Annotated in this window: 23 protein-coding genes, 1 tRNA gene and 1 pseudogene; 14 read left to right on the top strand and 11 right to left on the bottom strand. The window is 60.6% G+C overall.

Annotation, left to right across the window (positions count from 1 at the left end; translation table 11 throughout):
• Positions 1 to 192: 192 nt before the first annotated feature.
• Positions 193 to 1,338, bottom strand: a complete 1,146-nt coding sequence (locus C0V97_RS00600; protein WP_370264776.1) for an AI-2E family transporter — start codon at positions 1,336 to 1,338, stop codon at positions 193 to 195.
• A 360-nt stretch (positions 1,339 to 1,698) separates the two neighbouring features.
• Here C0V97_RS00600 and pqqA point away from each other — a divergent pair, with 360 nt between their 5' ends.
• From pqqA to pqqE, 5 genes are all read left to right on the top strand, one after another.
• The gene (gene pqqA / locus C0V97_RS00595; protein ID WP_023978294.1) at positions 1,699 to 1,779 is read left to right on the top strand and encodes a pyrroloquinoline quinone precursor peptide PqqA; all 81 of its coding nucleotides are present in this window, start codon (positions 1,699 to 1,701) and stop codon (positions 1,777 to 1,779) included.
• Between the two features lie 150 nt (positions 1,780 to 1,929).
• Entirely contained in the window at positions 1,930 to 2,841 is a 912-nt protein-coding gene (pqqB, locus tag C0V97_RS00590; RefSeq protein WP_127099690.1) for a pyrroloquinoline quinone biosynthesis protein PqqB, read from the top strand.
• Positions 2,838 to 3,584, top strand: a complete 747-nt coding sequence (gene pqqC, locus C0V97_RS00585) for a pyrroloquinoline-quinone synthase PqqC (RefSeq protein WP_127099688.1) — start codon at positions 2,838 to 2,840, stop codon at positions 3,582 to 3,584. Before pqqB ends, pqqC begins: the two co-directional genes overlap by 4 nt.
• Positions 3,581 to 3,856: a pyrroloquinoline quinone biosynthesis peptide chaperone PqqD gene (gene pqqD, locus C0V97_RS00580; protein ID WP_233581852.1), complete on the top strand. Its 276-nt coding sequence runs from the start codon at positions 3,581 to 3,583 to the stop codon at positions 3,854 to 3,856. The genes pqqC and pqqD overlap by 4 nt, the downstream gene beginning before the upstream one ends.
• Complete coding sequence (gene pqqE, locus C0V97_RS00575; protein ID WP_127099684.1) at positions 3,853 to 4,935, top strand: pyrroloquinoline quinone biosynthesis protein PqqE; 1,083 nt, start codon at positions 3,853 to 3,855, stop codon at positions 4,933 to 4,935. Before pqqD ends, pqqE begins: the two co-directional genes overlap by 4 nt.
• 369 nt (positions 4,936 to 5,304) lie before the next feature.
• Here pqqE and hemJ read toward each other — a convergent pair whose 3' ends face one another.
• Genes hemJ through hemE form a run of 3 tightly spaced genes read right to left on the bottom strand, consistent with a single transcriptional unit; the run spans position 5,305 to position 7,523 of the window.
• A complete protein-coding gene (gene hemJ, locus C0V97_RS00570) occupies positions 5,305 to 5,757 on the bottom strand; it encodes a protoporphyrinogen oxidase HemJ (protein ID WP_127099682.1) in 453 nt (150 codons plus the stop codon).
• Complete coding sequence (locus C0V97_RS00565) at positions 5,754 to 6,461, bottom strand: HAD family phosphatase (protein WP_127099680.1); 708 nt, start codon at positions 6,459 to 6,461, stop codon at positions 5,754 to 5,756. The genes hemJ and C0V97_RS00565 overlap by 4 nt, the downstream gene beginning before the upstream one ends.
• A gap of 6 nt (positions 6,462 to 6,467) precedes the next feature.
• The gene (gene hemE, locus C0V97_RS00560) at positions 6,468 to 7,523 is read right to left on the bottom strand and encodes a uroporphyrinogen decarboxylase (RefSeq protein WP_233581844.1); all 1,056 of its coding nucleotides are present in this window, start codon (positions 7,521 to 7,523) and stop codon (positions 6,468 to 6,470) included.
• 317 nt (positions 7,524 to 7,840) lie between these two features.
• On the opposite strand from hemE, the gene C0V97_RS00555 reads away from it, so the two are divergent.
• The 7 genes from C0V97_RS00555 to C0V97_RS00525 all read left to right on the top strand — a co-directional run bounded on the left by C0V97_RS00555 (position 7,841) and on the right by C0V97_RS00525 (position 14,474).
• The gene (locus tag C0V97_RS00555) at positions 7,841 to 8,473 is read left to right on the top strand and encodes a nucleoside triphosphate pyrophosphatase (RefSeq protein WP_127099676.1); all 633 of its coding nucleotides are present in this window, start codon (positions 7,841 to 7,843) and stop codon (positions 8,471 to 8,473) included.
• 93 nt (positions 8,474 to 8,566) lie between these two features.
• A tRNA-Ala gene (locus C0V97_RS00550) sits at positions 8,567 to 8,642 on the top strand.
• Positions 8,643 to 8,946: 304 nt separating this feature from the next.
• Positions 8,947 to 9,234, top strand: coding sequence for a YtcA family lipoprotein (locus tag C0V97_RS00545; protein ID WP_127099674.1), 288 nt, complete (start codon positions 8,947 to 8,949; stop codon positions 9,232 to 9,234).
• Positions 9,235 to 9,245: 11 nt separating this feature from the next.
• A complete protein-coding gene (locus C0V97_RS00540) occupies positions 9,246 to 10,268 on the top strand; it encodes an efflux RND transporter periplasmic adaptor subunit (RefSeq protein WP_127099672.1) in 1,023 nt (340 codons plus the stop codon).
• A gap of 86 nt (positions 10,269 to 10,354) precedes the next feature.
• A complete protein-coding gene (locus C0V97_RS00535) occupies positions 10,355 to 12,448 on the top strand; it encodes an FUSC family protein (RefSeq protein WP_158625312.1) in 2,094 nt (697 codons plus the stop codon).
• Between the two features lie 29 nt (positions 12,449 to 12,477).
• Positions 12,478 to 14,022: a TolC family protein gene (locus C0V97_RS00530; RefSeq protein WP_158625311.1), complete on the top strand. Its 1,545-nt coding sequence runs from the start codon at positions 12,478 to 12,480 to the stop codon at positions 14,020 to 14,022.
• Positions 14,022 to 14,474, top strand: coding sequence for a MarR family winged helix-turn-helix transcriptional regulator (locus C0V97_RS00525; RefSeq protein ID WP_127099666.1), 453 nt, complete (start codon positions 14,022 to 14,024; stop codon positions 14,472 to 14,474). Before C0V97_RS00530 ends, C0V97_RS00525 begins: the two co-directional genes overlap by 1 nt.
• Before the next feature lie 97 nt (positions 14,475 to 14,571).
• On the opposite strand, the gene C0V97_RS00520 is transcribed toward C0V97_RS00525, so the two are convergent.
• Both C0V97_RS00520 and C0V97_RS00515 read right to left on the bottom strand, forming a co-directional pair.
• Positions 14,572 to 16,464, bottom strand: a complete 1,893-nt coding sequence (locus C0V97_RS00520) for a CocE/NonD family hydrolase (protein ID WP_127099664.1) — start codon at positions 16,462 to 16,464, stop codon at positions 14,572 to 14,574.
• A gap of 28 nt (positions 16,465 to 16,492) precedes the next feature.
• Positions 16,493 to 18,874 (bottom strand): TonB-dependent receptor, encoded by a 2,382-nt coding sequence (locus C0V97_RS00515; protein ID WP_233581842.1) that lies wholly within the window; start codon positions 18,872 to 18,874, stop codon positions 16,493 to 16,495.
• Positions 18,875 to 18,916: 42 nt separating this feature from the next.
• Here C0V97_RS00515 and C0V97_RS18850 point away from each other — a divergent pair.
• Together C0V97_RS18850 and C0V97_RS00510 are read left to right on the top strand one after the other, a co-directional pair.
• Positions 18,917 to 19,156 (top strand): annotated as a pseudogene (locus C0V97_RS18850) (LysR family transcriptional regulator); the annotation flags it as partial.
• A 27-nt stretch (positions 19,157 to 19,183) separates the two neighbouring features.
• Positions 19,184 to 19,903, top strand: coding sequence for a LysR substrate-binding domain-containing protein (locus tag C0V97_RS00510; RefSeq protein WP_233581840.1), 720 nt, complete (start codon positions 19,184 to 19,186; stop codon positions 19,901 to 19,903).
• Between the two features lie 36 nt (positions 19,904 to 19,939).
• Here the strand turns inward: C0V97_RS00510 and C0V97_RS00505 are convergent, their stop codons facing one another.
• The 5 genes from C0V97_RS00505 to C0V97_RS00485 all read right to left on the bottom strand — a co-directional run bounded on the left by C0V97_RS00505 (position 19,940) and on the right by C0V97_RS00485 (position 26,046).
• Positions 19,940 to 21,067 carry an alanine--glyoxylate aminotransferase family protein gene (locus C0V97_RS00505; protein ID WP_127099767.1) on the bottom strand — a complete coding sequence of 376 codons (1,128 nt, stop codon included), beginning with the start codon at positions 21,065 to 21,067 and terminating at the stop codon, positions 19,940 to 19,942.
• Between the two features lie 41 nt (positions 21,068 to 21,108).
• A complete protein-coding gene (locus C0V97_RS00500) occupies positions 21,109 to 22,359 on the bottom strand; it encodes an allantoate amidohydrolase (RefSeq protein WP_127099660.1) in 1,251 nt (416 codons plus the stop codon).
• Positions 22,360 to 22,676: 317 nt separating this feature from the next.
• Positions 22,677 to 23,591 (bottom strand): FAD-binding protein, encoded by a 915-nt coding sequence (locus C0V97_RS00495; protein WP_127099658.1) that lies wholly within the window; start codon positions 23,589 to 23,591, stop codon positions 22,677 to 22,679.
• A 2-nt stretch (positions 23,592 to 23,593) separates the two neighbouring features.
• The gene (locus C0V97_RS00490; RefSeq protein WP_127099656.1) at positions 23,594 to 24,343 is read right to left on the bottom strand and encodes an electron transfer flavoprotein subunit beta/FixA family protein; all 750 of its coding nucleotides are present in this window, start codon (positions 24,341 to 24,343) and stop codon (positions 23,594 to 23,596) included.
• Positions 24,344 to 24,402: 59 nt separating this feature from the next.
• Positions 24,403 to 26,046 (bottom strand): electron transfer flavoprotein-ubiquinone oxidoreductase, encoded by a 1,644-nt coding sequence (locus tag C0V97_RS00485; protein WP_199751563.1) that lies wholly within the window; start codon positions 26,044 to 26,046, stop codon positions 24,403 to 24,405.
• Positions 26,047 to 26,066 lie beyond the last annotated feature (20 nt).

Genomic DNA, 26,066 nt, shown 5'->3' with positions numbered 1-26,066 from the left:
CTCAGGATCTTTGAAATGATTTGTTGCAGTTGATAGCCGGTTCGACCTATCGCGCCAAGCGACCTTCAGCCCCGAACCCGCCTTCTAATAGAATATGGCTGCGGATTACGCATGATAATTTCATGTCACATGCCCGTTGCCAGATCAGAATGGGTTGATCTGGACAAACGCGGCGGTGGCGTTAGCCGACCTTCAGGGGGTAGGGCCGGGAGTGACCTCGGGGCCAAGGGTGCGCAGGGAGCGTGGGCGTACCGGACCGCCCAGCACATGGCCGATCGGAGAGAGGCCTTCGATATGGTCGCAAAAGATCTTGAATACGGCGAGCATGGGCACGGATAGAAAAGCCCCGCCAATCCCCCACATCCAGTCCCAGAACAGCAGCGAGGCCATGACCAGCACCGGATTGAGCGTGAAGCGCTTGGCCAGCAGCATGGGGGTAATCGTTTCCCCCTCCAGTATATGAATGCACAGATAGATCGAAGGGGGCAGCAACGCCATCAGGAAGGATGGGAAGCTGATGAGTGCCACACAGAAATAGACGACGACACCGGTCAGAGGACCGATGATCGGCACGTAATTGAGCAGAAAGGCCAGAACCCCCCATAGCAGGGGGTTGGGCATGCCCGTCAGCCAGCATTGCAACAGATTGAGCAGCCCCACCAGGATATTCATGATGGTGATGGTCGCCAGATAAAGCGACACGTTGCGCTCGATCTGTGTGGTGATCTGCACAAGACGACGCTTGTCCGAATAGGTCGGCATGATCTCCACGATACGACGCAGAAGGCTGTCTCCCTCTGTCATCAGGAAGAACAGCATCAGCAGCATGGTGAAAAACTCACCCATGAAGGCGCGAGTCCCGATCAGGAAGGATGACCCCCAGACCCGCAACGTCTCAGCACCATTCGATGCTGACTGGGCGGCAGCCGTCGCCGCGCTCACATGGTGATGACCCCCATTCGACATTAGCGCGACCACGCGCATATAGCCGCGCTGCAATGAGTCGATCGGCCCCTGCAGGAAGGCAAGCTTCTGCTGGAGCGCGGGCAGACTTTGCGGAACCTTGGTCAGCCACGCCGCCGCAGGGACCGAAATGGCCGTGCCTATGCAGACCACCAAAAGGAACATCGCGATGATCAGGAGCAGCGCCGAGATGGGCTTGGGGATATGCAGCCGACCATGCAGAAAGCGCATCGGCCCGATCATCAGCAGATTGACCACCATCGCAAACACGAAGGGCAGCACGATGTCGGCGGCAAAATACAGGGTGTAGAACACTGCCAGCAATGACAGGATGAGAACCCCGACATCACGTAGCCCGAGACTATGGCGCAGCATCGCCTTACGGATCACTCCGGCCTGATAGGCGTCGCTTTCCGCGGTTTCCTCCTGGGAGGGCATTGCGGGGAGGATGGTCGGTGCGATCGTCTTTTCGTGCGTCTGCCTGTCTTCAGGCGTGGGCGTATCCGAAGCCAGAGACGGGCCTGACATGGCGGGCGTTTCTTTCCTGAAAGGCGGGTTGCAGCACGAGAAGGGCGCCGTGATGAACGACGCACAACCACCCGGGATCGCAAACGTTGCCGTCAACGTGAAGCATGTTACATTTTATTGGGTTGAATCAATTTGGCTTGCAACCCATTTTCGGGTTCTATCGTATAGCTGATCAAGCACTTTCAAGATTGTCACAAGGATCTCGTCATGGCCTGGAACACCCCGAAGGTTACCGAAATTCCGCTCGGCGCCGAAATCAACTCCTATGTCTGCGGCCAGAAGAAGTAAGCTCTTCTCACCGCTATGCATATCAGCAACAGCCGCACCTCTCGTGCGGCTGTTGTCGTTTCTGGCCTGCCCCATCGGGGCCTCTGTTTTCAGGCTGACCCGTCCCGAACCGGTGCGCTTGCGCCTGTTCTGATCTGACCGAGTCCGACCATGCTTCACATCATCGTTCTGGGGAGCGGCGCAGGCGGCGGCTTTCCGCAATGGAACTCCAATGCACCCGCCTGCCGCGCTGCCCGCGCGGGCGAGATCCCGTCGCGCAGCCAGGCCTCTCTTGCGGTAAGCGCCGATGGCCGGCACTGGTTCGTGCTCAATGCCTCACCCGATCTGCGGGCGCAGATCCTCGCGACACCCGAGTTGCAGGCGCAGGAGGGCGTACGCTCCACCCCCATACAGGGCGTGGTCCTGACCAATGGTGAAATCGACTCCATCACCGGCCTGCTCACCTTGCGCGAGCGCGAGCCGTTCCGGCTTTATGGCACTCCCGCAACGCTCTCCCAGCTTGACGCCAACCCGATTTTCGAGGCTGTGAACCGGGAAATCGTGCCGCGTCTGCCGCTCGACGGCGACGTCCCTATCGCGCTCCCCAACAAGGACGGAACCCCATCTGGCCTCACGCTCACGGCGTTCGACGTGCCCGGCAAGGCGCCGCTCTATGCCGAACACTTGCCAAGCCAGAAAGGCGAGACGATCGGCCTCACGCTCAGCGACGGGCGGCATAGCATGGTCTTTCTGCCTGCCTGCGCCGATCTTACCCCTGATATCCGTGCGCGCATCCGTCATGCCGACGCGCTGTTCATGGAAGGAACGCTCTGGCGCGATGACGAGATGATCCGTGCCGGGCTAAGCCCCAAGACCGGGCTACGCATGGGACATATCTCGATGTCCGGCCCTGATGGCATCATTGCGCAGCTTCATGACGCGCCATCTCATCGCATCTTCATTCATATCAACAACTCGAACCCCGTTCTCCTTCCGGACTCACCGGAAAGGCGCATGGCGGAAGAAGCAGGCTGGACCATCGGTGAAGATGGCCTGCACCTGACATTGGGAGAAAATTCATGACGGTTCTGACCCCCGACGCCCTCGAAGCCCGACTGCGTGAGATTGGCGCCGCGCGCTATCATAACCGTCACGCATTCCATCGCGCCCTGCATGATGGCAAGCTGAACCGCACCCAGGTCCAGGCCTGGGCACTCAATCGCTACTATTATCAGGCCTCGATCCCGGTAAAGGATGCGACCCTGCTCGCCCGCCTGCCCACGGCCGAACTGCGCCGCGAATGGCGCCGCCGTCTGGAAGACCATGATGGCAATGAGCCCGGCACGGGCGGCATCGCCCGCTGGCTGAAGCTGACCGACGGTCTGGGTCTGTCACGCGAGTACGTCGAGAGCCTGCAGGGCATGTTGCCCGCAACAGGGTTTGCCGTGGAGGCCTATGTGCATTACGTGCGCGACCGCTCGGTTCTAGCCGCCATTGCCTCATCGCTGACCGAGCTTTTCTCGCCGACGATCATCAGCGAGCGCGTCTCTGGCATGCTGCGTCACTACGATTTCATTTCCGAAGAGACCCTGGCCTATTTCGCCCCACGACTGACCCAGGCCCCGCGCGATTCCGATTTTGCTCTGGCCTATGTGAAGGAACACGCCCGCACCGCCGAGCAGCAAAAGGAAGTCATCGATGCGCTGATTTTCAAATGCAACGTGCTCTGGACCATGCTCGATGCCCTGCAGCATGTGTATATGGAAGGTCATCCCGCCCCCGGCGCCTTCGCCGGAGCCCATACACCAGAGGCCTTCACCGCGTGAGCGTTTCCGAAACCAGCGTTCTGAAATTCACCCGCGGTCATCGCCTCCAGCATGACCGCGTTCGCGATGTCTGGCTGATCCAGGCGCCGGAAAAAGCCTTCATTGCCGACCCTGTCGCGGCCGCCATTCTGCGGCTCGTCGATGGCGCGCGCCCCCTGAGCGCAATCATCGACGATCTTGCTGCCAGTTATCAGGCCCCGCGTGACCTCATTGCCACCGATGTGCAGGCCCTTCTCGCTTCTCTGCTCGACCAGAAAGTGCTGGGCGCATGAGTTTTGCGCCGCCGCCCATGAGCCTGCTGGCCGAACTGACCCATCGCTGCCCGCTCGCCTGTCCCTATTGTTCCAACCCCGTCGATCTCGAAAGACGGGCCGTCGAGCTCGAAACCGGGGACTGGCTGCGTGTTCTGGACGAGGCCGCGGCCCTAGGCGTTCTGCAGGTGCATTTTTCCGGCGGCGAGCCCATGGCGCGCCACGATCTGCCAGAGCTGGTGCGCCACGCCAGCTCGCTCAATCTCTATACCAATCTCATCACCTCTGGCGTCCTCATCACCGAGGCCACGCTTACCGCCCTCGATGAGGCCGGACTCGATCATGTCCAGCTTTCCTTCCAGGATGTCGACGAGGCAGGCGCGGAACGTATCGGCGGTCTGCGCGGTGCTCAGCAAAAGAAACTTGCCGCCGCCCGACTCATCAAGGCGCGCGGCATCCCGCTCACGCTGAATTTCGTCGTTCATCGTGAGAACGTGGCGCGCGTGCCTGCCATGCTCGACCTCGCCCATGACCTCGGCGCCGGTCGCGTGGAAATTGCTCATACCCAGTATTATGGCTGGGGCCTGAAAAACCGCGATCTGCTCATGCCGTCGGCCGCCCAGCTCGAAGCCTCGACCGAGGCCGTCGTCAGGGCGCGCGCCCGTTTCGGTAACAGCCTCGCCATCGATTACGTCACACCCGATTATCACGCCGATCAGCCCAAGCCCTGTATGGGCGGCTGGGGCCAGCGCTTCGTGAACATCACCCCCTCTGGCAAGGTGTTGCCTTGCCACGCCGCAGAGACCATCCCGAACATCACCTTCCCAAGCGTCGCGACAGAAGCCCTGGGCACCATCTGGCAGGACTCCCCCCTCTTCAACCTGTTTCGCGGTACGGACTGGATGCCCGAACCCTGCCGCAATTGCAGCCTCAAGGAAGTGGATTGGGGCGGCTGCCGCTGTCAGGCCCTCGCGTTGACCGGCGACGCCGCTGCTACAGATCCTGTCTGCGCCCGCTCAGACCGGCACGTTCTGGTGCAGGAAGCCGCTCAAGCGGGGCATGATGGGGATTTCACCTACCGGCGGTTCGCCAAGGCATAAGAGATGTGGGGCTCTGCCTCATACCCCGCCAGAGGACAGTCGTCCTCTGGACACCTGTTTGATCAAGCGGGGATCGAAGGGACTTGTCCCTTCGCGGGTGCAGGGCAGCGCTCTGCGGGAACGGATCGAAGTGGGGCTCTGCCCCCCACCCCGCCAGAGGATAGTCATCCTCTGGACACCTGTTTGATCAAGCGGGGATCGAAGGGGCCTGTCCCTTCGCGGGTGCAGGGCAGAGCCCTGCGGGATTGGACCGATGCGGGGCTCTGCCCCCCACCCCGCCAGAGGATAGTCATCCTCTGGACACCTGTTTGATTAAGCGGGGATCGAAGGGACCTGTCCCTTCGCGGGTGCAGGGCAGAGCCCTGCATCTCACCCGGAAAAAGGACGAGCAACGATCATGATGACGATCACGATCATCAGGAGGGTCGGGACTTCATTGGCGATGCGATAGAACCGTTCCGGATGCGGGCGGCGATCCTCAGCGAAGTCACGGCGCCAACGGGTGCAGAAGCCGTGAAAGCCGCACAGGAGCAGCACGGTGAAGAGCTTGACCCACCACCATGGCGCGGACCAGTCGATCACGCCGGGTACAGAGGCCAGTGCCGCGCCCGAAAGCAGGGTGACGATCATGGCAGGCGTCATGATGGCACGGAGCAGGCGGCGCTCCATAATCTGGAAACGCACGCTCTCGGGCGAGCCGGGCGCTACCTGGGTGTGATAGACGAACAACCGGGGCAGGTAGAAATTCCCGGCCATCCAGGAGGTGAACGCCAGGATATGCACAACTTTCAGCCACGGAAACCAGGGCAGGAAAGCGTTCATCGTGCCTGCTCCTGCAAGGCCCGGGCGAGACGGGGCACCAGCGCGTCAAGATGCGTGATGCGCTCCAATCCCGGCCAGTCGAGAGCCGGGGCAGGGCCTTCGGGACGGAACAGGATACAAGCCATCCCCGCATCATGCGCGGCCTGAACGCCCGTGTCCGAATCCTCGATCACGACGCATTGGTTCGGTTCGACGCCTTCCTGTTCGGCAGCTTGAAGAAAGACATAAGGATCGGGTTTGGGCCGCATCATGTCGCGCGCCGAATGGATCCGGTCACGCGGGAAGAAGCGGGTGAAACCGACGCGGGCGAACTTGACCTCCATCTCGGGCCAGGAGGAATTCGATCCCACCCGGAACGGCACGCCCAAGGCCCGCACACCGGCGAGCATGGTTTTAGCACCGTCGATCGTCGCGGCCTCGTCACGCATCAGATCGACCAGCTTGTCCTGCATGATCTGAACGTAATCGGCACCCAAATCGCACCCGGTTTCTGCCTCGAGCTCGCGCTTCACCTGTCCGAGCGCCTTGCCCGCGAAACGCTCCAGCGCCGCCTCATCGCTCAGTTCGATGCCGCGCGCGCGCGCCTCTCGGGCCACGAGGCGGCATGAAGGCAGCTCGCTGTCGATCAGCACGCCATCGCAATCGAAGATCACGAGACGTAGCTGGCCCGAGGCGGAGAGGGCATGGGGGGACAAAGCGCTCATGGCCGATCAGCCAATATCGCGCACGGCGTCGACCAACGCCTCGACATGCTCGGGTGGGGTGTCTGGCATGACGCCATGACCGAGATTGAACACATGAGGCCGTCCCTTCAGCGCATCGCGGACAGCATGGGCTTCGTCGATCAGGCTCTGTCCGCCATTGCGCAGAATGATGGGATCGAGATTGCCCTGAAGGGCCAACGTGTCGGGGCAGAGAGCTGCCATCCGGGCCATATCGACCGAAGTGTCGCAGGCCAGGGCGTCCACGCCGGTTTCGCGGGCGTATTCCAGCGCCATCAGCCCGGCGAGACGGGGAAAGCCGATGATCTTCACACCCGGGCGAGCTGCACGAATGCCCTGCACGATGGCACGGGTCGGGGCAATGACGTGCTTGCGGAACTGAGAGGGGGGCAACAGGCCGGCCCAGCTGTCGAACAGCATGACGGCTTCGGCGCCGGCGTCGATCTGACCGATCAGCATGGTGGTGGTGGCCTCGGTCAGCAGGGCGATCAGATCGCCGTAGAGATCCGGGTCCTGAAGCGCCATGGCGCGGGTGACGCCGAATTCCCGCGAGGAACCTCCATCGACCATGTAGCAGGAAACGGTGAACGGGCTGCCGGCAAAGCCCAGAAGCGTGGTGGGCTGAGGCAGTTCACGAGCCAGAATCCGCAATGTCTCCTGGATCGGCGCGACGGTTTCGGCTACGCGTGCAGGAGACAGGGCCTTAAGCGCCTCCCGGTTACGGATCGGCTCCATCACGGGGCCACGCCCCTCGATGAATTTCAGATCCTGTCCCATGGCCCATGGCAGGACGAGGATATCGGAGAACAGGATGGCGCCATCCATCGCATAGCGACGGATCGGCTGAAGGGTCAGCTCGGCCGCGATGTCTGGCGTGGTACACCGGGTAAGAAAATCGGCCTTGGCACGTTCGGCGCGGAACTCGGGCAGATAACGCCCTGCCTGGCGCATGAGCCAGACCGGAGGGGGCCAGACAGCCTCTCCCTGGAGGACACGCAGGAGCGGTTTTGCAGGCTTGGGCTGAGGGGTGATTTCGCGATCCATACCGACCAATAACCATAAAAGAAAAAAGATAGATATCCTGTCGGATAGGTTGATCCCTGTGGATGACGGGGTACCCATCTTTCCGAAAACGTACCCCGAGTTACCAACACTGTGTACAAACGATAAAGCCTTTGGTTTGAGGCGGTTGCGAAGCTTATCCCGAAATACCCACAGAAGGGCTGTGTACAACCCACTGGTTCTGCGAAAGAAAGTACAATCCACGGTACTCGGTACGCCTCTCCGACGAACCCCGTACAATCCCCATGTACCCCAGTACTGACGGTACTCATTCAACGACCTGAAAGAAGGAGCCCCTTATGGAGTCGCAACGCACGAATCCCGGTCAATCGCGGCTTGTACTGGCCAGCGGATCAACGGCCCGGCTTGGTTTGCTGCGTGGAGCAGGGCTCGATGTCCTGTCCTGTCCGGTGGGATTTGATGAGGCCGTACTGCGTGACGCGATGAGGGCGAGAAACGAGGGTCACGGCGCCATCGCTCTGGCGCTCGCAAATGCCAAGTCTCTAGAGTTTTCAACGAATCCGCAATTTATGAGCGCCGATTTCGTGATTGCGGCAGATCAGATTCTGGAGTGCGATGGCGTCGGTTTCGACAAGCCGGAAAACCTTGGAGAGGCGCGGCATCAGCTCCAGTATCTCAGGGGGCGTACGCATCATCTGCAGACGGCGACCGTGCTGTACCATGATGGCAAAAAGCTCTGGCAGCATCTTGTGACGCCACGTCTGACCATGCGCGACTTCAGCGACGCATTCCTGGAGCGGTATCTGGCGGAAGAAGGCGAGGCACTCTTATCCTGTGTCGGCGCATACCGTCTGGAGGGGCGGGGTGTACAGCTCTTCGAAAAGATAGAGGGTGATTATGACGCCATTCTGGGTCTGCCACGGCTTCCTCTTCTGGCAGTACTGCGCGATCTGGGCGTGATTGAGGGATAGCAAGAAAATCTTGTTTTAGGGGGTTGTCAGCCATCAAGCCCCCCGCTATACCCGCGCCACTGGCCTGACCCAAGAGGCTGGTCTTGATACGGCGGGGCCATAGCTCAGTTGGGAGAGCGCCTGAATGGCATTCAGGAGGTCGTCGGTTCGATTCCGATTGGCTCCACCATCATCCTCGAAAATTCCGGTTCGACTGTTTTCTCTGACACCTGCTTGTCAGAGCGTTCAAGGCCGAAAGCGCATCGGGTTCCGTCCGTGACGCTTCTCGGGTGACTGGACGCAGTGCTCTCAGGCGGCAACTATTCCTGGATCCTCATCCCCCGCACGATCAATCGGTCCCTCAGCTTTGTGAAGAGCCGTGTTTTCTCATCACAAGCGAGAGACACCAGGATTTCGGCCGATTATATGGTTGATATGTAAACCATATCCGTGCTTCGGTTGGGCTCCGTTTTTCGAAGCCCGATAGAAGCATCATGACCGACCCTGTCGCCCCCCGATCCTCGCCCTTTTCGCGCGGGGTATTGCTGCTCCCGGCCATTGGGCTGAGTGGTTGTACAAGAGCACCCCTGCAGGATGTACTGGGCTCCTTCTTTCCATCCTGGATGCTTTGCGTCGCACTTGGCGCGGTGGCTGCGGCGCTGCTGCGCGCAGTGGTGGGAGCTCTGGGTTGGCAGCAGGCCATTCCAGCGCCGATGCTGACCTATCTTGCCTTCATGGTCGCCATTACCTTCGTGGTCTGGCTCCTGTTTTTCGGTCATTAGGCGGCGCTGACATGAACTCTCTCCCCTCCCGTATCGGCGGGATCGCGCTGCTGATCCTGTCGCTCGCAGCCTGTGTGATCACGGGTTTCCTCGTGCTGGATCGTTTACATAGTCGCCCGCGAACGGAAGATGCCTATGTTGCGGCCAATATTGTGCATCTGGCGCCTGAGGTCAGTGGGCGTATCGTTTCTCTCCCGGTCCATGACAATGAAAAGGTGAAGCGCGGACAGATCCTGTATGTGATTGATCCCGAGCCCTACACCTACCGCGTTCAGGCCGCCCGGGCGCAGGTTGAGGGCCTCCAGGCCCAGATCGATGTACAAACCAGCCAGGTCAGTTCGCAGGTCTCCCATGCAGGGGCCGAGGCGAGCGCTGTCACGAGCGCGCGCGCGCGCCTGACCCTCGCTCAGGCCACTGAAGGACGGCTCACCCCTCTGGCGCGACAGGGCTTCGTGACCCGTGAAGCCCTCGACCAGGCGCGTACCGAGACACGCAGCGCCGAGGCCAGCTTGCAGCAATCCCTTCAATCGGCGCTGGCTGCGAAGCAGGCCGTGCGCAGCGTCGCGCCTTTGCGCGCCGATCTGGCGGCAGCCCAGGCGCAGCTGCGCGAAGCCGAACGTGATTTGCGTCTGACCACGGTGCGGGCCCCCTGCGACGGGATCGTGACCGATCTCAACATCGCAGCGGGCGAATATGCCACGACGGGCAAGCCGGTCTTTACCCTTGTCGATACCGAGATCTGGTGGGCGATCGCGAATTTTCGCGAGACACAGCTGGCGGGTCTGGCCGTGGGGCAGAAGGTCAGGGTCTATGCCATGAGCCAGCCTGGCACACCGATCACGGGCACGCTCGAGAGCCTGAATGTCGGGGTGGTGCCTGATGAGGGCACAAGCGCGAATGGCCTGCCCAAAGTGCCGAGAACGCTGAACTGGGTGCGGATTGCGCAGCGTTTTCCGGTGCGTATCCGTCTGGACAACCCGCCAACCGATCTGATGCGTATCGGAGCGACCGTCGTTGTGGTCGTGATGCGATGACCCCCTCCGGACAGGGGGGCGTTGTCGCGCTGCGGCGCTCATGGCACACGCAGCCGCCCTCGACTTACGCATTTCTGAAAAAGGAAATGGCCCCTGTCCCCGGGCGTGCCCGTAATACGGTGCTTCTGGTGGCACAGGTGATCGTGACCATTCTGATCGGTGAGACGTTTCGCGTGCCCGATCTGCCGGTGCTCGTCTTTATCTGCTTTTTTCTGTCGGGCAATGACGCGGCCTCCAATACCAGCACCGCATTGATGGGTGGCGCGATGATTGTGGCAGGTACCGCGCTCACGATCATCCTGATGATGCTGAGCCTCTCAGAACCGGGGCTGCGCCTGCCGCTCATGCTGCTCATGACACTGGCCGCCGGGTTTCTGTCCCAGGCCATGACCATGGGGCAGCTCGCCAATATCCTGCTTTTCTGGATCGTCTATATGGGCATGAGTGCCGATATGTTGCAGACGATCGGCGGCTCGCTCGACGGGTTCATCGGCAATACGACTGATAGCGCCGTACCGGATTCCGCCTTCATGCCACCTGAAGAGGCGATGCTTCATACGCTGCTCTGGGTAGGATCGGTCTTTGTCATCGCACTGGGAATCATCGTGGTGGCCAATCGTCTGGCTGGCCATGATCCGCTCACCATGCTGCGTGAGGGGCTGGCCAGACGGTTCGATGCAGTTTCCGAAGCCTGCGAGGCTGGTGCGCTACCTGGCAGCGCCACGATGCAGACCATTCTGGCGCTGGCTGCTCAGGGCGTGGCGCTTTTGCGCCAGTATCATGATCTGGGCGTGAAGCTGCATCCCGAGATCACCAGCCGTCATGTGGGTCTCGCGATGATCCGCAATACGGCGCGTCTGGTCATGATCGTCGTGGCCTGGAGCGGGCTGGGCGAAGCCGCCGGGGCGCGTTTCCTGCATCGTATGGGGCAGATCGTGGCGCAGTGCGGGCTGGTCTATCGCCACGGGCGCGAGCGCGCTCCCGCCATCGATTTCGACCCGGATGAACTTGAAGCCCTGGCCATGGAGTTTGGTGATAATCCGCGCCTCTACCCACTGGCCCAGGAGTTCATACGAAGCGTCACCATCATTCATGGCCTGCTGATCCGTCCCGAAACCACAGCGGCAAGCTTTGCCCCTGAAATGAAGGCGGCGGCGCGCAGCTTCTTCAAACCTGATGCCTTTACCAACCCGGCCTATCCTCAGGCCGCCATTCGCATCGCCTTGTCGGTGGTGCTTTGCTACGCCATCACCCGCTTCACGTCCTGGCCGGGTATACAGACCTGCGTGGTCACGTGCTTTCTTGTTTCGCTCGGCACGGTTGGCGACTCCGTGCACAAGATGCTCCTGCGCGTTGTGGGGGCCATGATCGGTGCCGTGTTCGGCATCGGGACAATCCTGCTGCTCATGCCTGCCTTGACCGATTGTCTGGATCTGATCCTGGTCGTGATTCCGGTGGCGGCCTTTGCCGGCTGGATCAAGAGCGGCAGTGAGCGCATCTCCTATGCCGGGGTGCAGATTGCCATGGCCTATTTCATGACCATTCTGCAGGGCTATGGCCCGACGCTCGATATGGAGACGGCGCGCAACCGCGTGGTGGGCATCCTGATCGGTAATGTCGTGGTCTATCTGATGGCGGCTGCCCTGTGGCCCGTGAGCGCAACCCATGTGGCGCGCGCCCATCTTGTTGGGGCAGTGCGGCAACTGGGTCAATTGATCGTGCTGCGCCGCGCGCATCCCGACGGGGCGGTCGATATTGCTCAGGAGATGGAGCGCGAGAAGTTCGGACGCGCCATCGCCGCGACGCGTACCGCCCTGCGTAATGCACCCTTCGAGGAAGAGCGCCTGAAGGGCAATGCCTTCATTCCGGATATCACCCTGCCACTGGTGGGCGATATCCAGCTCCTGTCGATCCCGGTTGCGGTGATCTCCGATGTGCGGCGTGACCCGGATGAGACAGCGCGCGCCCATATGGAAACCCTGAGGCTCTGGCTCGACGAACTGGCGCAATGGCTCGAAGACGGTCGTGACGGGCTCGATCTGCAACTGCGCCTGCCTGCCCTGCCCCTGATGGCCCATGATCCGCAGCGCATGGTCTGGTTCGGTCTGCTCGATGAGCGGCTGAGGCAGATTGTCCGGAGCTACGACCCCGATTCCACCCTGTCTGTGAGGCAGGGATGATGACCCGATATGCAGGATTGCGCTTTCTGATGACCCGACATGTTCTCCCTCTCTTTCTGGTCGCGGCCGTTCTGTCAGGGTGCAATGACACACGTGATCTGGCGCCGGAGCGGGCCGACCGCGCCTGGCATCCACGCAGCGCGACGGGGCTGAGCCTGCCCCCCGACATACGCGACCCCATGATGGAAGCCGGTGCCCGGACCGAGGGTCAGGGGAGTGTTTCGCCGTCGGGTCGTGTCGGTATTGCGTTGCCCGAGACACAGGATCACGCTCTGTCGCTCCCCTTGCTGATCGATCTGGCGGAGCGCAACAACCCGCGCACACGCATCGCCTGGGAATCCGCGCGTCAGGCGGCCATCTCGGTAGGCATGTCACGCGCGGCCATGCTTCCGCAGCTTACCTTCTCCGCCATGGGGGGATTCCAGCGTATGGCGCTGCCCTTGCCCAACTACCTTTCCGAGCGCGGTTACCTGACCTCGAATGGGGCTGCGGCCTTTCCCAAACTCGAGCTCGATTACCTGCTGCTCGATTTCGGCAGGACACGCGCCCAGATCGATGAGGCGAAATACCAGAATCTGGCAGCCAATTTCGGTTTCTCGGCCGTTCACCAGCAACTCATCCTTGATGTGATCAGCGCCTATCACAGCCAGCAGGCCGCACAGGCCATTGTCGTGGCTTCGCATCACGCAGTGGACAACATGACGCTGCTCCTGAATGCCGCGCAATCGCGTCACGCCCATGGCGAGGCCACGATTGTGGATGTGGCGACGGCCCAGCGTAACCTGGCCCAGGCGCGTTTCGACCTCGACAAGGCAATCGATGCAGAGCATGGCGCGCGTCACGCCCTGCTGGAGGTGACAGGTCTGCCCGCCACGCTGGCGCTCGGCGTGGCCCCGATGCCCGCGCAGAGCCTCCCTCATAGCGCACCGGAGCAGATCAGGCATCTGGTCGATCAGGCTCTGGCCTCGCGTCCCGATCTGCTGGCCGATATTGCCAGATTGCGGGCTTCCGATGAGGCGCTTCTGGCCTCAAAAGCCGCGCTGATGCCGCGCGTTTCCTTTGCCGGGACGATGTCGGGCTATCTGGGGGCACTCAAGACCTATGGTACGGGACGCTCCGCCCCGGCTTCTGCCATTGCCCAGCCTGAGGCGGGTGCTTTCCTGCAGGTGAGCTGGCCGATCTATCAGGGCGGATTGCGGGCCAACGCCATTCATATGGCCGAATCCCAGCGCGAGGCAGCGAAGGCCACACTTCTGAAGGATCGGCTGAGCGTCGAGCGTCAGGTTGCCGATAGCCAGGATGCGCTCGAGACCGCCCTGGCCCAGGTCAAATCGGCGCAGGTGCTCAACGACGCGGCGCGTACGGCTAATGAGGGGGCGAGCCAGGCCTACGGCCATGGCGTGGGGACCATGACCGATGCCTCGACTGCTGCTGCGGCCCTTTTCGAGGCTCAGGCAGCACTGGCTGTCAGCATTGCCCAGGCCTTCACCAAGGCGGCGGCGCTGGCGCATGCCACAGGGCAGCTCGATCTGACCCATGACGCCCCCGACGATCTGTCGGAGGCTGCTCCCTGATGACCGACCAGATCGAGAGCATGACGATGGGGCGCCTCATGGCGCTGATTGCCAGACGCTGGCGCCAGATCCTCGATACCGGGCTGAGGCCCCATGATCTGACCGATGCGACCTGGCAGCCTTTGCTCGAATTGCAGCGTCATGGTCGCCCCATGCATCCCAAGGAGATTGCGGAAGCGCTGCTGCTCGATAAATCCTCGATGGTGCGTATCCTGCGTATGCTGGAGGAGAAGGCTTTCATCACCCGGGAGCCCGATGAGGAGGACCGTCGGGCATTCTATGTAAAGATCACCGATCTCGGCCTCGCACGCCTCGACGAGGTGCTGCGTCTGTCGCGCGGGATCGAGGAGGATGCTACGCATGGCATCCCCGAAGAGGATCTCGCGACTTCCCGACGCGTGATTGGCCAGATCCTCGCCCGTTTGAACGCTGTGCATGATCCGGCCAGCTGACTGACCTGACCTGACCTGTCAGGTCACGGTCTAGCCTGGCTGCGATGCGACGAGCCACTCGAGCACGTCGCCTGACGAAAATAACCTCGTGAGGATCTTAATGAAGCGGGGCGTGATCCAGGCCCGGCCCTGCAAGGGCGGTGGAGAGAACGGGCAGAGTGATTGACGAGAGATGTTTCGGGTCGTGCCAGATGATCTGATTGGCAATCACGCCTTTGGCGGCAGTCGCCAATGGTTCACCCGTGTTCAGATTAGGTGCGAACTGAGGATAGTCGCTGGACGATATCTCCAGCCGGATACGGTGGCCGAGTTTGAAGAGGTTGGAAGTGGGCCAGATCTTGATGTGATATTCAGTGATCTCGCGGGGCGTGATGGGCGTCGGATGCTCGAGTGACAGTCGATAGGCGGCTCTGATGATGCCGTTATTCAGATTGATGGCCCGCCCATCCGGGAACACATCGACGAGTTTCGCGGTGAAATCGGTATCCTTGGCGTCTGTCGCGGCGAACAGGGTGACAGTGATCGGACCGGTGACATTCAGAGGTTCGGTCAGAGGTGCACTTGTGTAGACAAGGATGTCGGGCCTCTGCTCGATTGCAGACTGGTCGAACTGGCCTTGCGGTCCGCCTGTCCACGAGCAGCAGGAATGGCCACCGAGGCTCGGCACCGGGTTGGCCGGGTTATAGAGGAAGTGATCGTTCGGGGCTTTGCTCTCCTTCTGGAGGGTCAGCGTTCCATCACCCATTGAGGCGTTGGCGCGCCCCTTACTCCCCAGATACCAAGTCGTATAGGCTGTTCCCTTAACGGGAAAACTGTCAGCCTCATGCCAGCGATTTTCCCCCATGGTGAAGTAATCGACATGGGGGCCGTCGATGTACCCATTTGCCTGACCCTTGAGCACATGGTCCAGAAACTGCACGGTCAGCTCATTGACGGGACTATTGGCTACCGGACCGATATCCTTGAGCCGCGGGCTCACGATCGCTTCGGGACGTCCCCAGGCGATGTGTTCCCAGGGGCCGATCACAAGCCTCTGGTTATGGCGGGCCTGCTCTGAGCCACCGGATTGCTGCATACCATTGAAGTTGTTGATCGCCCCGGTCAGAAACGAGTCATACCACCCATCGAACGCGAGTACCGGTATCTTGACCTTGTCGTAATGGGTTCTGATCTCGAATGCCTTCCAGTAGGCATCGCGCGTGGGATGGGCGACCGTATCGAAAAAATAGGGTGCGACCTTCGGATCGTCGGGATGCAGGGGAGGAAAACGTCCATAAGGCAGGAAAGTCATCCAGGTCGAAGGGTTCTTACCATCGGCGTAGAGGGCCTTGGACAAGGCTATGTCACCCCGGTTTGCAGCAGCCGATGAGGCGATCGTATCCAGCATCCATGGTTCAATGAAGGCGAGACGGAAAGCACCGTCCTCATAGCTCCACCCGTCATAGTAATCATCGCCCGTGTTGGACGGGATGATGGCTTTCAGTGCCGGAGGGCTTGCGGTTGCTGCAAGCCATTGCGTGGCCCCTACATAAGAGGACCCATACATCGCGACCTGGCCATCGGCACCGGGCAAGGTGGAGGCCCATTGCACGGTGTCGTAGCCGTCATCACGGTCGTAACGATATTCATAGAAAACGCCGGAAGACTTGCCCTGGCCGCGTATGTCCTGGATAGCCACGATATAGCAGTGAGAGGCGAACCATTGAGGGCTTTCATACCGTGAGGGCTGAACCTGAGCTGCCTCCTTGCCGTATTGTGTGCGCATGAGGAGGACCGGTACCTTTTTATCAGTCATCGGTGTGTAGATATCGGCACGCAGGATCGTGCCGTCGCGCATTTTTGCCGCGACATCGCTGCGTTTGGTCACCTTGCATTGACCGCTCCCCGGACCGCTCGGCCATGAGGCGGCATGAGCCTGCGACACGCTGATGACGATGGTAGGAAACAGGATGGTGGATACAGCAAGCCGGGCGAGAAACGGTCTGGCCATGGGAAGGTAAACTCCTGAAAGGCTGAAATCAGAAACCGGTGGTCAGGGATGCGATAGCGGCAATACCGCCCGCACTGAGATACAGCGGGGAGGAGCCCGCAATCGTGGTGCCGTAGATGCCTTTTGTCGGCTTCGCATTGTTCGAGATGCTCTGGAATCCGGAGAGATAGTTCTTAGCCCCCAGATTCACGACATTGAGCTGTAGCTGCGGATGTTTCGCGAACCAGAGCTGACGCAGGCGGTAGCCCAGCGTGATATTTGCCGTTTCGTAAGCCGGGATTTTCTCGTCATTCATGATCGTCGCGTATTGGGAGCCGACATAGGAGAAAAGAAAATTGCCGAATATCGTGCCGTCATCGTAGGAAAGCCCGAGAGCTGCCGAAAATGCCGGACTTTGAACAGCACGCTTGCCGCATGTCGGTAGAAGATCACCTGCCACGGCGATGTTGTTGTCTGTCGTGGCATGGAGATATTGCGCCGAGACATAGGGGCTCCAGTGATGCCAAGGGCGGAGGCCGATCTCACCCTGTATTCCGCGAGAGGTCTTGCCTCCGGCCTCGATGGGTGAGGGAAGCGGGATGCCGTTGATGTACTGCGACGAGGTGATCTGGTTGTTGGTAATATTGTAATTGAACAGGGACACGGAGATATTCACGAGACTATAGTGACGGTAGCCGATCTCTTCTCCAATCGAGTACTCACCCATTAGAGAGCGCTGCTGCGAAGCCGGGATCGGGCTTGAGGTCGAGAAGACTTCGCCATAGACCTGCACGGAAGCCGGTGCGCGATAAGCCGTCGTGCCATCGATATAGATCTGGTCATGCGGCGTGATCTGATAGCTCGCCGAGACCTGGGGGAGAGGCTGAGCGTAGCTGGCACCCACGCGGTAGCGCGTGACGCCGGGGATAAGATTCGTGGCGGCGCGGGTGATCATCAGGTACCGCAGCCCGGCTTCGAGAACCAGTTTGTCGTCAAGCAGATTGAGTGTGTCCTCGATGAATATCTCATTCATCTGATGAACAAAATTCATGTCCAAGGTTCGATATTGCCGACCGCCAGGCAGAGAGATCGTATATTTGTTATAGTAGTTCGCGATATTGCCCTGCCTGTCGACGGGGGCATAATAGATCGGTTCCTCCAGGGCTATATAATTATAGATATAGCCCAGACGCGCTGTGTTATGGCCGCGATGCCAGCTCAGTGCGGTATTGAGGAATCCCGTCTTCTGGGGAACGGGGTTGATGCTGAGCGCGGTCGTGCGTCCGTTGATCTGGTCGGGCAGATTGAAATTCGTGATGGGCTGATTACCGAAATAGGAGCCCTTGTTCGCGATGGAGACGCCACCGAAATAGAACTCCGAGTAGTTCATGTAAGCGGGTGTCACTTCCAGCGTGAGCTCATGACTGAGCCTGAGCTTCACTGGAGCAATGAGCACGGTTGAGCGGCGCTGGTACTGCCTCAGCCCGACCCAGTTCGTATTTCCAGGGCTGTAGGTTTTGTCGTAGTTGAAGGAATTGCCGTACTGCTTCCATTGCGCCAGCGTCATGGGTCGATAATTGGCCTGCTGCCAGTTATCGTAGGAGAAGGTCAGCCCGGCGCTGCTGCCTTCCCCCCAGTTCTTGATAAGCTTGGAGTCCACGTGGAATTTGCGGAAATCACCTGATCCGCGCCACTGGTCATTTGTCGTGGATGAGAACGAGGCAAAGCCCTTGATACCGCTATGGCCGATCTCGCCCGTATCGTACCGGACGAATTCGCGTTCGAGCGATTTCGAGCCGTAGCTCAGGCTTGCCGTACCACCTCTCCTGTCCAGCGGGCCGCGCAGGCCGATCGTGACCAGACCGCCGACATCGTTATAGACCGGTGCGCCGATATCGGGTGCTCCCTGCGCCACGGTCACGGACTGGATATTGTCGGTATCCACCATCGCCTGCACATAGGGCGTATAATTGATCGAGTCATTGATCGGTATGCCCTCATACACGAAGCCGATTTCTGCCTGCTGCAATCCCCGTATGGACATGGCTGTGCTCGATTGGCCGAGCGGATCAGTGCTTGCGGAGATCACGCCGGGGAGGGCGGAAATCATGGCGATAGCGTTGCCTGTGGGCGCCTGTTTGGCGATGAAATCGCGTGTGATGGCACTTTGCGCTCCAGCTTTCGTCTGACGGGCCATAAGCCCGCCTCCCGGTGTCGTATTGGTCACGCCATTGGCGCTGCGTATGCCACCACGCACCGAGACCTCTTCCGGTTCGGCCGGCCCGTTTACCGGGGCGATGGTCTTAGGCGGGATGGAATTTCTGTGGCGGGGCTTTTCATGATCTTTGGCGGGTGCAGCATGGGCGATGGCCGGGATTACCGCGAGCGCGAGCAGGGTAAGCCCCGCAAATGCAGTTGAGCGTGGCATCATGACGAACCTCATCGGACAGGGTTTCAGGCGCCTTTTTTCCCGATGATCGTTTCGATTGAGAAACACATTGTCAAATTGGTTTATTTTTGTTTACCTATAAATGTCATGAATATGCCCCGGATAGACTTCAATCTGGCACAGTCTTTTCTCGCGCTTTGGCATGAACGCAGTGTGAGTAAGGCAGCCTCACGTCTATCGCTCACTCAGCCTGCACTGAGTGCTGCGTTAAAGCGCCTGCGTGCTCTAACGGATGATCCTCTTTTCATACGAACTCCCCAGGGGATGCAGCCGACGATCAGGGCGATCACCATGGCTCCCGTTATTGAAGAGAGTCTCAGGCGTCTGCGCGAGGCATTGGGGCATTCGGAGGCATTCGATCCCTTGACGAGCCGACGTCATTTCGTGATCGGCTGCGATAGCGGGCTTGATTATCGGCTGGCTCCCTCTATGACGCACACGCTACGGTGTATGGCGCCGGGACTGTCCCTTGTATTCAGGGCAATTCCCCCTGATGGCCTAGAGGCCGCCTTCCAGAGGCGTGAAATCGATCTAGGGGTCACAGCGAATCAGGGAGCCCATCCCGACAGCATCGCGTATCCGGTAGGGAGACTGATCATGGAATGCGTTGGATCGAATCTGGGAAACCTTTCCAGTCCTACGATGAGCATCAGTGAGCTTTGTGCTTTCGATCACGTATTGATCGAACATGCTCGGCGCTTCAGTCGGTTCGATCATGCGCTCAGAGGGCTCGGCTATGAGAGGCGGGTCAGCGTGACGGTGCCGAGCTTTGGTCACATCCCTCCTCTACTGAATCACCCAGGAATCGTTGCCATCGTACCGCATTACATCGCACATGCGTATTGCGACCTGACCTCGCTTCAGAGAGCGCAGGTTCCCCCTATCATGGACCGAATGACGATCCGCTTGCTTGTCCCCGCGCGCTCTGCCGCGGATACTGCGATAGAGTGGTTGAGGCGGGCCATCCTTCTGGAGCTCCAGTCCTGGTGGTGCGCATCCTCTGAAGTCTGACCCTTGCCTGTCGGTTCGACAGGGGGTGCGCCGGAATCAGATTTCGCTCTCCAGAACGGTCTTCAGAGCGGCGAGGGTAAGGCGTACCTTGTGCTGCTCGGCGTTGTATCCCATTGCGCCAAGACGCCAGATCTTGCCCATGAGTGGGCCGAAGGCAGTGCCGATCTCGATCTGAAACTCGTCACGCATACGGGCGCGTACCCGCTCCCCATCGACGCCCTTGGGGATATACACCCCCGTGACATTGCTCATGCGATAGGCGTCCTGCCCGTAAAGGGTGAGGCCGAGGCCGCGCAGCCCTTCAGCCATCGCCTTGCCAGCCGCGACATGGCGGGCAAAGCGGTTGTCCAGACCCTCTTCCAGCGCCAGACGGGCGCATTCGCGCGCGGCATAGAGCATGGAGGTCGCCTCGGTATGGTGGTTCAGCCGTTTTTCGGACCAGTAATCCATGATCATGGCCAGATCGAAATAGTTGGAGCGGATGAAGGGACGCGTGCCGTCGCTGATATCATCACGGCGAATGCCACTTTCGACCTTGCGGCGCGAGAAGATGAATTCGGCAGCGCGGTCGGAAATGGTGATGGGCGCGCTGCCCGGCGGGCCGCCCATGCATTTCTGGAGCCCGGCCGATATCACATCGATCTGCCATTCATCGGTGCGCACGGGCATGCCGCCAAGGGTCGCCGTGGCATCGACATAGGAAAGCGTGCCGTACCGGCTGCATAGCGCGCCCACGCCTTCGAGCGGTTGGGCTGTGGTGGTGGAGGTATCGCCATGAATGGCCGCGAACACGGCTGGACGATGTTGCGCCAGGGCGGCTTCGATCTGCTCGAGGGTGGCGACCTGGCCCCATTCGAGATCGATCGTGGCAATCTCGGCGCCCAGACGCTCTGCAATCTCGCCCAGCAACATGCCGAACCGGCCAGAGCGGATGAGCAGCACCTTGGCTCCCGGTTCGATCAGCGAGGTCAGCGCGGCCTCGATGCCAGCACGGGCCGAACCATCGATCAGGAAGGTCCATCGGTTTTCTGTCATGAATACCTGACGATAAAGCGCCATCGTCTGGTTCATGTAATCGGTCATCTCTGGGTCGAACTGTCCGAGCATGTCAGCGCCCATGGCGCGCAGCACGCGCGGGTGCACATTGATGGGGCCAGGCCCCATCAGCAGGCGCTGCGGCGGGTCGATTTCACCGAAAAAACTGCTCACATCGTTTCTCCCAGTCGCGTCACGAAAGTTACCATGGTCTGAAAGGCCGCTTCGACATCGGCATCCTCGACCGATTCCGCCGGGTTATGGCTGATCCCGCCTTTGCAACGGATGAACAGCATGGTCATAGGGGCGAGATGCGCCATGATCATCGCATCATGACCAGCCTGGCTGAGAAGCATGGGGGGCGTGTTTCCCAGTCTCTCTTCCACGGCTTCCCCCAACATTTCAGTCAGATGGTCGTCGCAGAGGGCGCCAGTCAGGTCCTGGATACGCTCGATATCGAGCCGGACATGACGTCGTGTGCACAGGGCCTGCAGCATGTCGCCGATTTCCTGGGCGGCATTTTCTCGGACGCCGGGCGTTACGGCGCGGATATCGACGGTCAGGACCACGCGCCCTGGCACGATATTAGGGGCGCCATTCTCGACGCTCAGCCACCCGACCGTGGTGACCAGATCGACCGGGTCCTGCTGGCCGATGGCCTCGATGGCAGTAATGGCCTCGGCCGCGGCGGCAAGGGCATCACGGCGTTCATGCATGGCGGTACCGGCGTGATCGGCCTGCCCGGTCAGGGTCACGCGATAGCGGTATTGCGAGGCGATACCACGTACGAGGCCCAGAGGCAGGTCGGCGCGCTCGAGATGCGGCGCCTGCTCGATATGGGCTTCGAGATAGGCCAGGACATTGTGCCGTTTCGCCGTGTCGAAACGGGAAGTGTCGAGTCCCCAGTCCGACAGGGCTGCACCTAGTGTCGTGCCGTCGCGATCGGTCACGCTGTCATCGACGGATTGTGACAGCCCAGCCGCCGAGCGTGAGCCCATCATGTATGTGGGGAAACGCGAGCCTTCCTCATCACCGAAACCAATGATTTCGAGCGCAAAGGGAAGTCTCAACCCGCGACTATGGAAATAGGCGACGGTCTCGATGCCCAGCGTCACGCCGAGCATGCCGTCATAGCGCCCGCCATCGCGCACGCTGTCGACATGTGAGCCGATCAGCAGCACGGGAGCATCCGGATGGGCCCCGGCATAATGGCCGATGATGTTCCCGGCAGCATCGGTCTCGACGCTCATCCCGGCCTCATCCATCCACTGGGCCAGACGACCAAGCGTTGCCCTGTGGGCAGGGCCGAGATAGGGGCGGAAAAGCCCGTCGCTCTGGTCGCTATAGGGAGCAACGCCGAGTTCGTCGCAACGGGCCCTGGCCCGTGCGCCGCCCGCCTGAATGTCCATGATCTGGGTCATGTATACAAGCATGTCCCATGCAGCGCGGAAAAACAATCGAAAGCTGCACAGGCTGATCATTCACGTGGGCGGGCAGGGGGCTTCAGCATGGCAGCGGCCCATCATCTCGTTCGCGGCGTGACTGAAGAGCGTCCGTCGCTTCTTTTCGGATATGGCGATCCGACGAAGGATTTTCCGGAAGGTGCTGCCATCCATTCGGGCAGGGACCTGGCCGGAAAAGGGGGCTATCGCGCCCAGTTCCGGCAGGAGGGGGGTACCCTGAGGCAACCCGATGGGCATTCAGGTAAAGCCCCTGTCGAAGCAGGAGCCTTGTTTGATCAGGCGCCCAGCTCGGCCTTGAGCTGCGGCAGGATTTCGAACAGATCGCCCACGAGACCGTAATCAGCCACGCTGAAGATCGGGGCTTCGGGGTCCATGTTGATCGCCACGATCACGCGGCTGTCCTTCATCCCTGCCAGATGCTGGATGGCTCCGGAGAGACCGACAGCGATATAGAGATCAGGTGCCACGATCTTGCCGGTTTGACCGACCTGCATCTCGTTCGGGGCAAATCCGGCATCCACCGCCGCGCGCGACGCACCGATGGCAGCACCCAGCTTGTCGGCCACAGGCTCGAGCAGCTTGAAATTGGCCGCGTCCTTCAGGCCGCGCCCACCAGAGATCACCACACGGGCCGATTCCAGTTCGGGGCGGTCGGAATGGGTCAGTTCGATCCCGACATATGCGGCATCCGGCACCTCGACAGCCGCCGAGACGGACTCGATCGGGGCGGATGCCTCACCCAGTTTGGCAGCCTCGAAATTGGCGTTACGCACGGTCAGCACCTTGATCGCATCGCGCGACCGCACGGTGGAAAGCGCGCTGCCGGCATAGATCGGACGCACGAAGGTATCGGCGTCGATGATCTCGACCACCTCGGTGATCGGCTGCACATCCAGCAGACCAGCCACGCGCGGCAGGGTGTTCTTGCCATAGGCGGTCGCGGCGGAAACGATGTGATCGTAATCTTTGGCGCGATCTGCAATCAGGGCGGCAATGCACTCGGCCAGATGCGGGGTGGACTCCGCGTGAAGAACGCGGGTGATCCCTTCGATCTTTGAGGCTTCCTGGGCGCCTTCTGCGCCGATCAGCAGCACATCGACAGCACCGAAATGGCGGGCGGCGGCAACGGCGGAAAGGCTTGCCTTCTTGATGGCGGCGCCTTCGGCTTCGATCAGAACCAGAGTTGTCATGATCAGATCACCTTCGCTTCGTCACGCAGCTTGCCGAACAGCTCGGCAACGCTCGACACCTTGATACCCGCCTGGCGCACGGGCGGTTCGACCACCTTGATCGTCTCCAGACGCGGCGTGATGTCCACGCCCAGCGTATCGGCAGCGATGGTTTCGAGCGGCTTCTTCTTGGCCTTCATGATGTTGGGCATGGTGGCATAGCGCGGCTCGTTGAGGCGCAGATCGGTGGTCACCACGGCAGGCAGTGCCAGACGCACGGTTTCAAGTCCGCCATCGGCTTCACGGACCACGGTGATGCGTCCGTCTTCGATAGCGACTGAGCTGGCAAACGTGCCCTGCGGCCAGTTGAGACGTGCCGCCAGGATCTGGCCGGTCGCATTCATGTCGTCATCAATGGCCTGCTTGCCCATGATGACCAGACCGGGATTTTCTCGATCCACGATGGCCTTGAGCAGCTTGGCGACAGCCAGCGGCTCCAGCTCGGCGTCGGTCTGCACCAGAATGGCGCGGTCGGCACCCATGGCCATGGCCGTACGCAAAACGGGCTGCGCCTCGGCAACGCCAATGGTCACCACCACGATCTCGGAGGCAGCGCCTTTTTCTCGAAGCCTGACAGCTTCTTCGACAGCAATTTCATCGAAGGGATTCATCGACATCTTCACGCCTTGCGTGTCGACGCCGCTGTTATCGGCCTTGACGCGGGGCTTGATGTTGTAATCCACCACCCGCTTGACCGGGACCACTATCTTCATCTGTTTCTCGCCGATCCTGGAATTTGTCGTCAGGGTTCATACCTTATTGCGACTCAAAATCACATACCGACAGGATAATTCGGTCCACCGGCCCCTTCAGGCACACACCAGTCGATATTCTGCGTCGGATCCTTGATGTCGCAGGTCTTGCAGTGCACGCAGTTCTGCGCGTTGATCTGCAAGCGCATGGTGCTGTTTTCCTCCAGCGCCTCATACACACCGGCCGGGCAGTAGCGGCTTTCAGGCGAGCGGAAAATGCCCCAGTTGACGGGCAGCCATTTCGACGGGTCACGCAGCTTCAGGTGGACCGGCTGGTCCTCCTCATGATTGGTGCCCGACAGGAACACCGATGAGGTGAGGTCGAAGGTCAGCGTGCCATCCGGCTTCGGATAGGCAATGGGCTTGCACTGCCCGGCAGGCTTGAGCGCTTCATGATCCGTATGACGGAAATGCAGCGTCCAAGGCGCGCGGCCACGGAAAATCAGGCTGTCGATCCCGGCATAGAGCGCGCCAAGGCGATTGCCCCAGCGGGCAAAGGCGGGGCGCACATTGCGGGCCTCGAACAACTCCTTGAACAGCCATGAACTCTTGAAACGGCGCGTATAGCTAGTGGCCTCGCAGGGGCCTTCACCCCCCAGCGCCTCGGCCACGGCTTCGGCGGCCAGCATGCCGGATTTCATGGCTGTGTGCGTGCCCTTGATCTTGGGCATGTTCAGGAAGCCTGCGGAATCACCCGCCAGAACGCCACCCGGAAAAGACAGACGCGGCAGGGACTGGAAGCCACCCTCTGACAGCGCGCGCGCGCCATAAATCAGACGGCGACCGCCTTCGAGATGCTTCGCAAATTCAGGATGGGTCTTGAGGCGCTGCATCTCCTGAAAGGGAGAGAGCCAAGTATTGCTGTAATCCAGCCCGGTGACAAAACCATAGGAGACGAGGTTCTCACCGAAATGATAGAGCCAGGCGCCGCCATAGGTGCCGTCATCCATCGGCCAGCCGAAGCTGTGCTGCACGAAGCCAGGCTTGTGCCTCTCGGCGGGGATTTCCCAGACTTCCTTGATACCCAGCCCATAGGTCTGCGGGTCTACACCCTGACGCAGATTGAACTGCTTCATCACGCGCTGGCTGATCGAGCCGCGCACGCCCTCGGTCAGGATGGTCTGTTTAGCCCGCAGGATCATGCCGGGTGCGAAGTTCGGCCCCTGCTCGCCTTCACGGTTCACGCCCATATCTCCGGTGATGACACCGCACAGGCGGCCATCCTCGATATAGGGCTCGGCGGCGGCAAAGCCGGGGTAGATCTCGACACCCATTTCTTCGGCCTGTGCGCCGAGCCAGCGGCAGACCTCGCCCAGGGACACGACATAATTGCCGTGATTGGCCATGGCAGGCATGAGCTTGTCGATTAAGGGTATGGCGAAGCCACGCTTTTCGGTCAGGAAAAGCACTTTTTCTTCCGTCACCGGGGTTTTCAGCGGTGCACCGCGTTCCTGCCAGTCGGGGAAGAGCTCGGCCAGCGCGCGGGGTTCGATCACCGCGCCCGAGACAATATGCGCTCCGATTTCGCTGCCTTTTTCAACGAGGCAGAGCGTGGCTTCCGGCATGAGCTGACGCAGTCGGATGGCGGCGGAAAGGCCGGCTGGCCCTCCGCCGACGATCACCACGTCGAATTCCATTTCCTCGCGTTCGATTTGCGTGCTCATGCGGTGTTCCGATCCAACTC

It is taken from the genome of Asaia sp. W19, from assembly GCF_003994335.1.
In the GTDB taxonomy this organism is placed as follows: Bacteria; Pseudomonadota; Alphaproteobacteria; order Acetobacterales; family Acetobacteraceae; genus Asaia.
Note: the sequence above shows the minus strand (reverse complement) of the source record. Positions and strands in the feature narration are given on the sequence as shown.

Bases quoted from the DNA above. Each gene is read 5' to 3' on its own strand.
- C0V97_RS00510 (WP_233581840.1), top strand. From the start codon at position 19,184: ATGGCTCCCGTTATTGAAGAGAGTCTCAGGCGTCTGCGCGAGGCATTG.
- C0V97_RS00505 (WP_127099767.1), bottom strand. From the start codon at position 21,067: ATGGGGCCTGGCCCCATCAATGTGCACCCGCGCGTGCTGCGCGCCATG.
- C0V97_RS00535 (WP_158625312.1), top strand. From the start codon at position 10,355: ATGGCCCCTGTCCCCGGGCGTGCCCGTAATACGGTGCTTCTGGTGGCA.
- pqqC (WP_127099688.1), top strand. From the start codon at position 2,838: ATGACGGTTCTGACCCCCGACGCCCTCGAAGCCCGACTGCGTGAGATT.
- C0V97_RS00545 (WP_127099674.1), top strand. From the start codon at position 8,947: ATGACCGACCCTGTCGCCCCCCGATCCTCGCCCTTTTCGCGCGGGGTA.
- C0V97_RS00485 (WP_199751563.1), bottom strand. From the start codon at position 26,046: ATGAGCACGCAAATCGAACGCGAGGAAATGGAATTCGACGTGGTGATC.
- C0V97_RS00515 (WP_233581842.1), bottom strand. From the start codon at position 18,874: ATGATGCCACGCTCAACTGCATTTGCGGGGCTTACCCTGCTCGCGCTC.
- C0V97_RS00600 (WP_370264776.1), bottom strand. From the start codon at position 1,338: ATGCTGCGCCATAGTCTCGGGCTACGTGATGTCGGGGTTCTCATCCTG.
- pqqE (WP_127099684.1), top strand. From the start codon at position 3,853: ATGAGTTTTGCGCCGCCGCCCATGAGCCTGCTGGCCGAACTGACCCAT.
- C0V97_RS00530 (WP_158625311.1), top strand. From the start codon at position 12,478: ATGACCCGACATGTTCTCCCTCTCTTTCTGGTCGCGGCCGTTCTGTCA.
- pqqB (WP_127099690.1), top strand. From the start codon at position 1,930: ATGCTTCACATCATCGTTCTGGGGAGCGGCGCAGGCGGCGGCTTTCCG.
- hemJ (WP_127099682.1), bottom strand. From the start codon at position 5,757: ATGAACGCTTTCCTGCCCTGGTTTCCGTGGCTGAAAGTTGTGCATATC.
- C0V97_RS00520 (WP_127099664.1), bottom strand. From the start codon at position 16,464: ATGGCCAGACCGTTTCTCGCCCGGCTTGCTGTATCCACCATCCTGTTT.
- C0V97_RS00525 (WP_127099666.1), top strand. From the start codon at position 14,022: ATGACCGACCAGATCGAGAGCATGACGATGGGGCGCCTCATGGCGCTG.
- C0V97_RS00555 (WP_127099676.1), top strand. From the start codon at position 7,841: ATGGAGTCGCAACGCACGAATCCCGGTCAATCGCGGCTTGTACTGGCC.
- C0V97_RS00495 (WP_127099658.1), bottom strand. From the start codon at position 23,591: ATGACAACTCTGGTTCTGATCGAAGCCGAAGGCGCCGCCATCAAGAAG.
- C0V97_RS00540 (WP_127099672.1), top strand. From the start codon at position 9,246: ATGAACTCTCTCCCCTCCCGTATCGGCGGGATCGCGCTGCTGATCCTG.
- C0V97_RS00490 (WP_127099656.1), bottom strand. From the start codon at position 24,343: ATGAAGATAGTGGTCCCGGTCAAGCGGGTGGTGGATTACAACATCAAG.
- hemE (WP_233581844.1), bottom strand. From the start codon at position 7,523: ATGGATCGCGAAATCACCCCTCAGCCCAAGCCTGCAAAACCGCTCCTG.
- C0V97_RS00565 (WP_127099680.1), bottom strand. From the start codon at position 6,461: ATGAGCGCTTTGTCCCCCCATGCCCTCTCCGCCTCGGGCCAGCTACGT.
- C0V97_RS00500 (WP_127099660.1), bottom strand. From the start codon at position 22,359: ATGACCCAGATCATGGACATTCAGGCGGGCGGCGCACGGGCCAGGGCC.
- pqqA (WP_023978294.1), top strand. From the start codon at position 1,699: ATGGCCTGGAACACCCCGAAGGTTACCGAAATTCCGCTCGGCGCCGAA.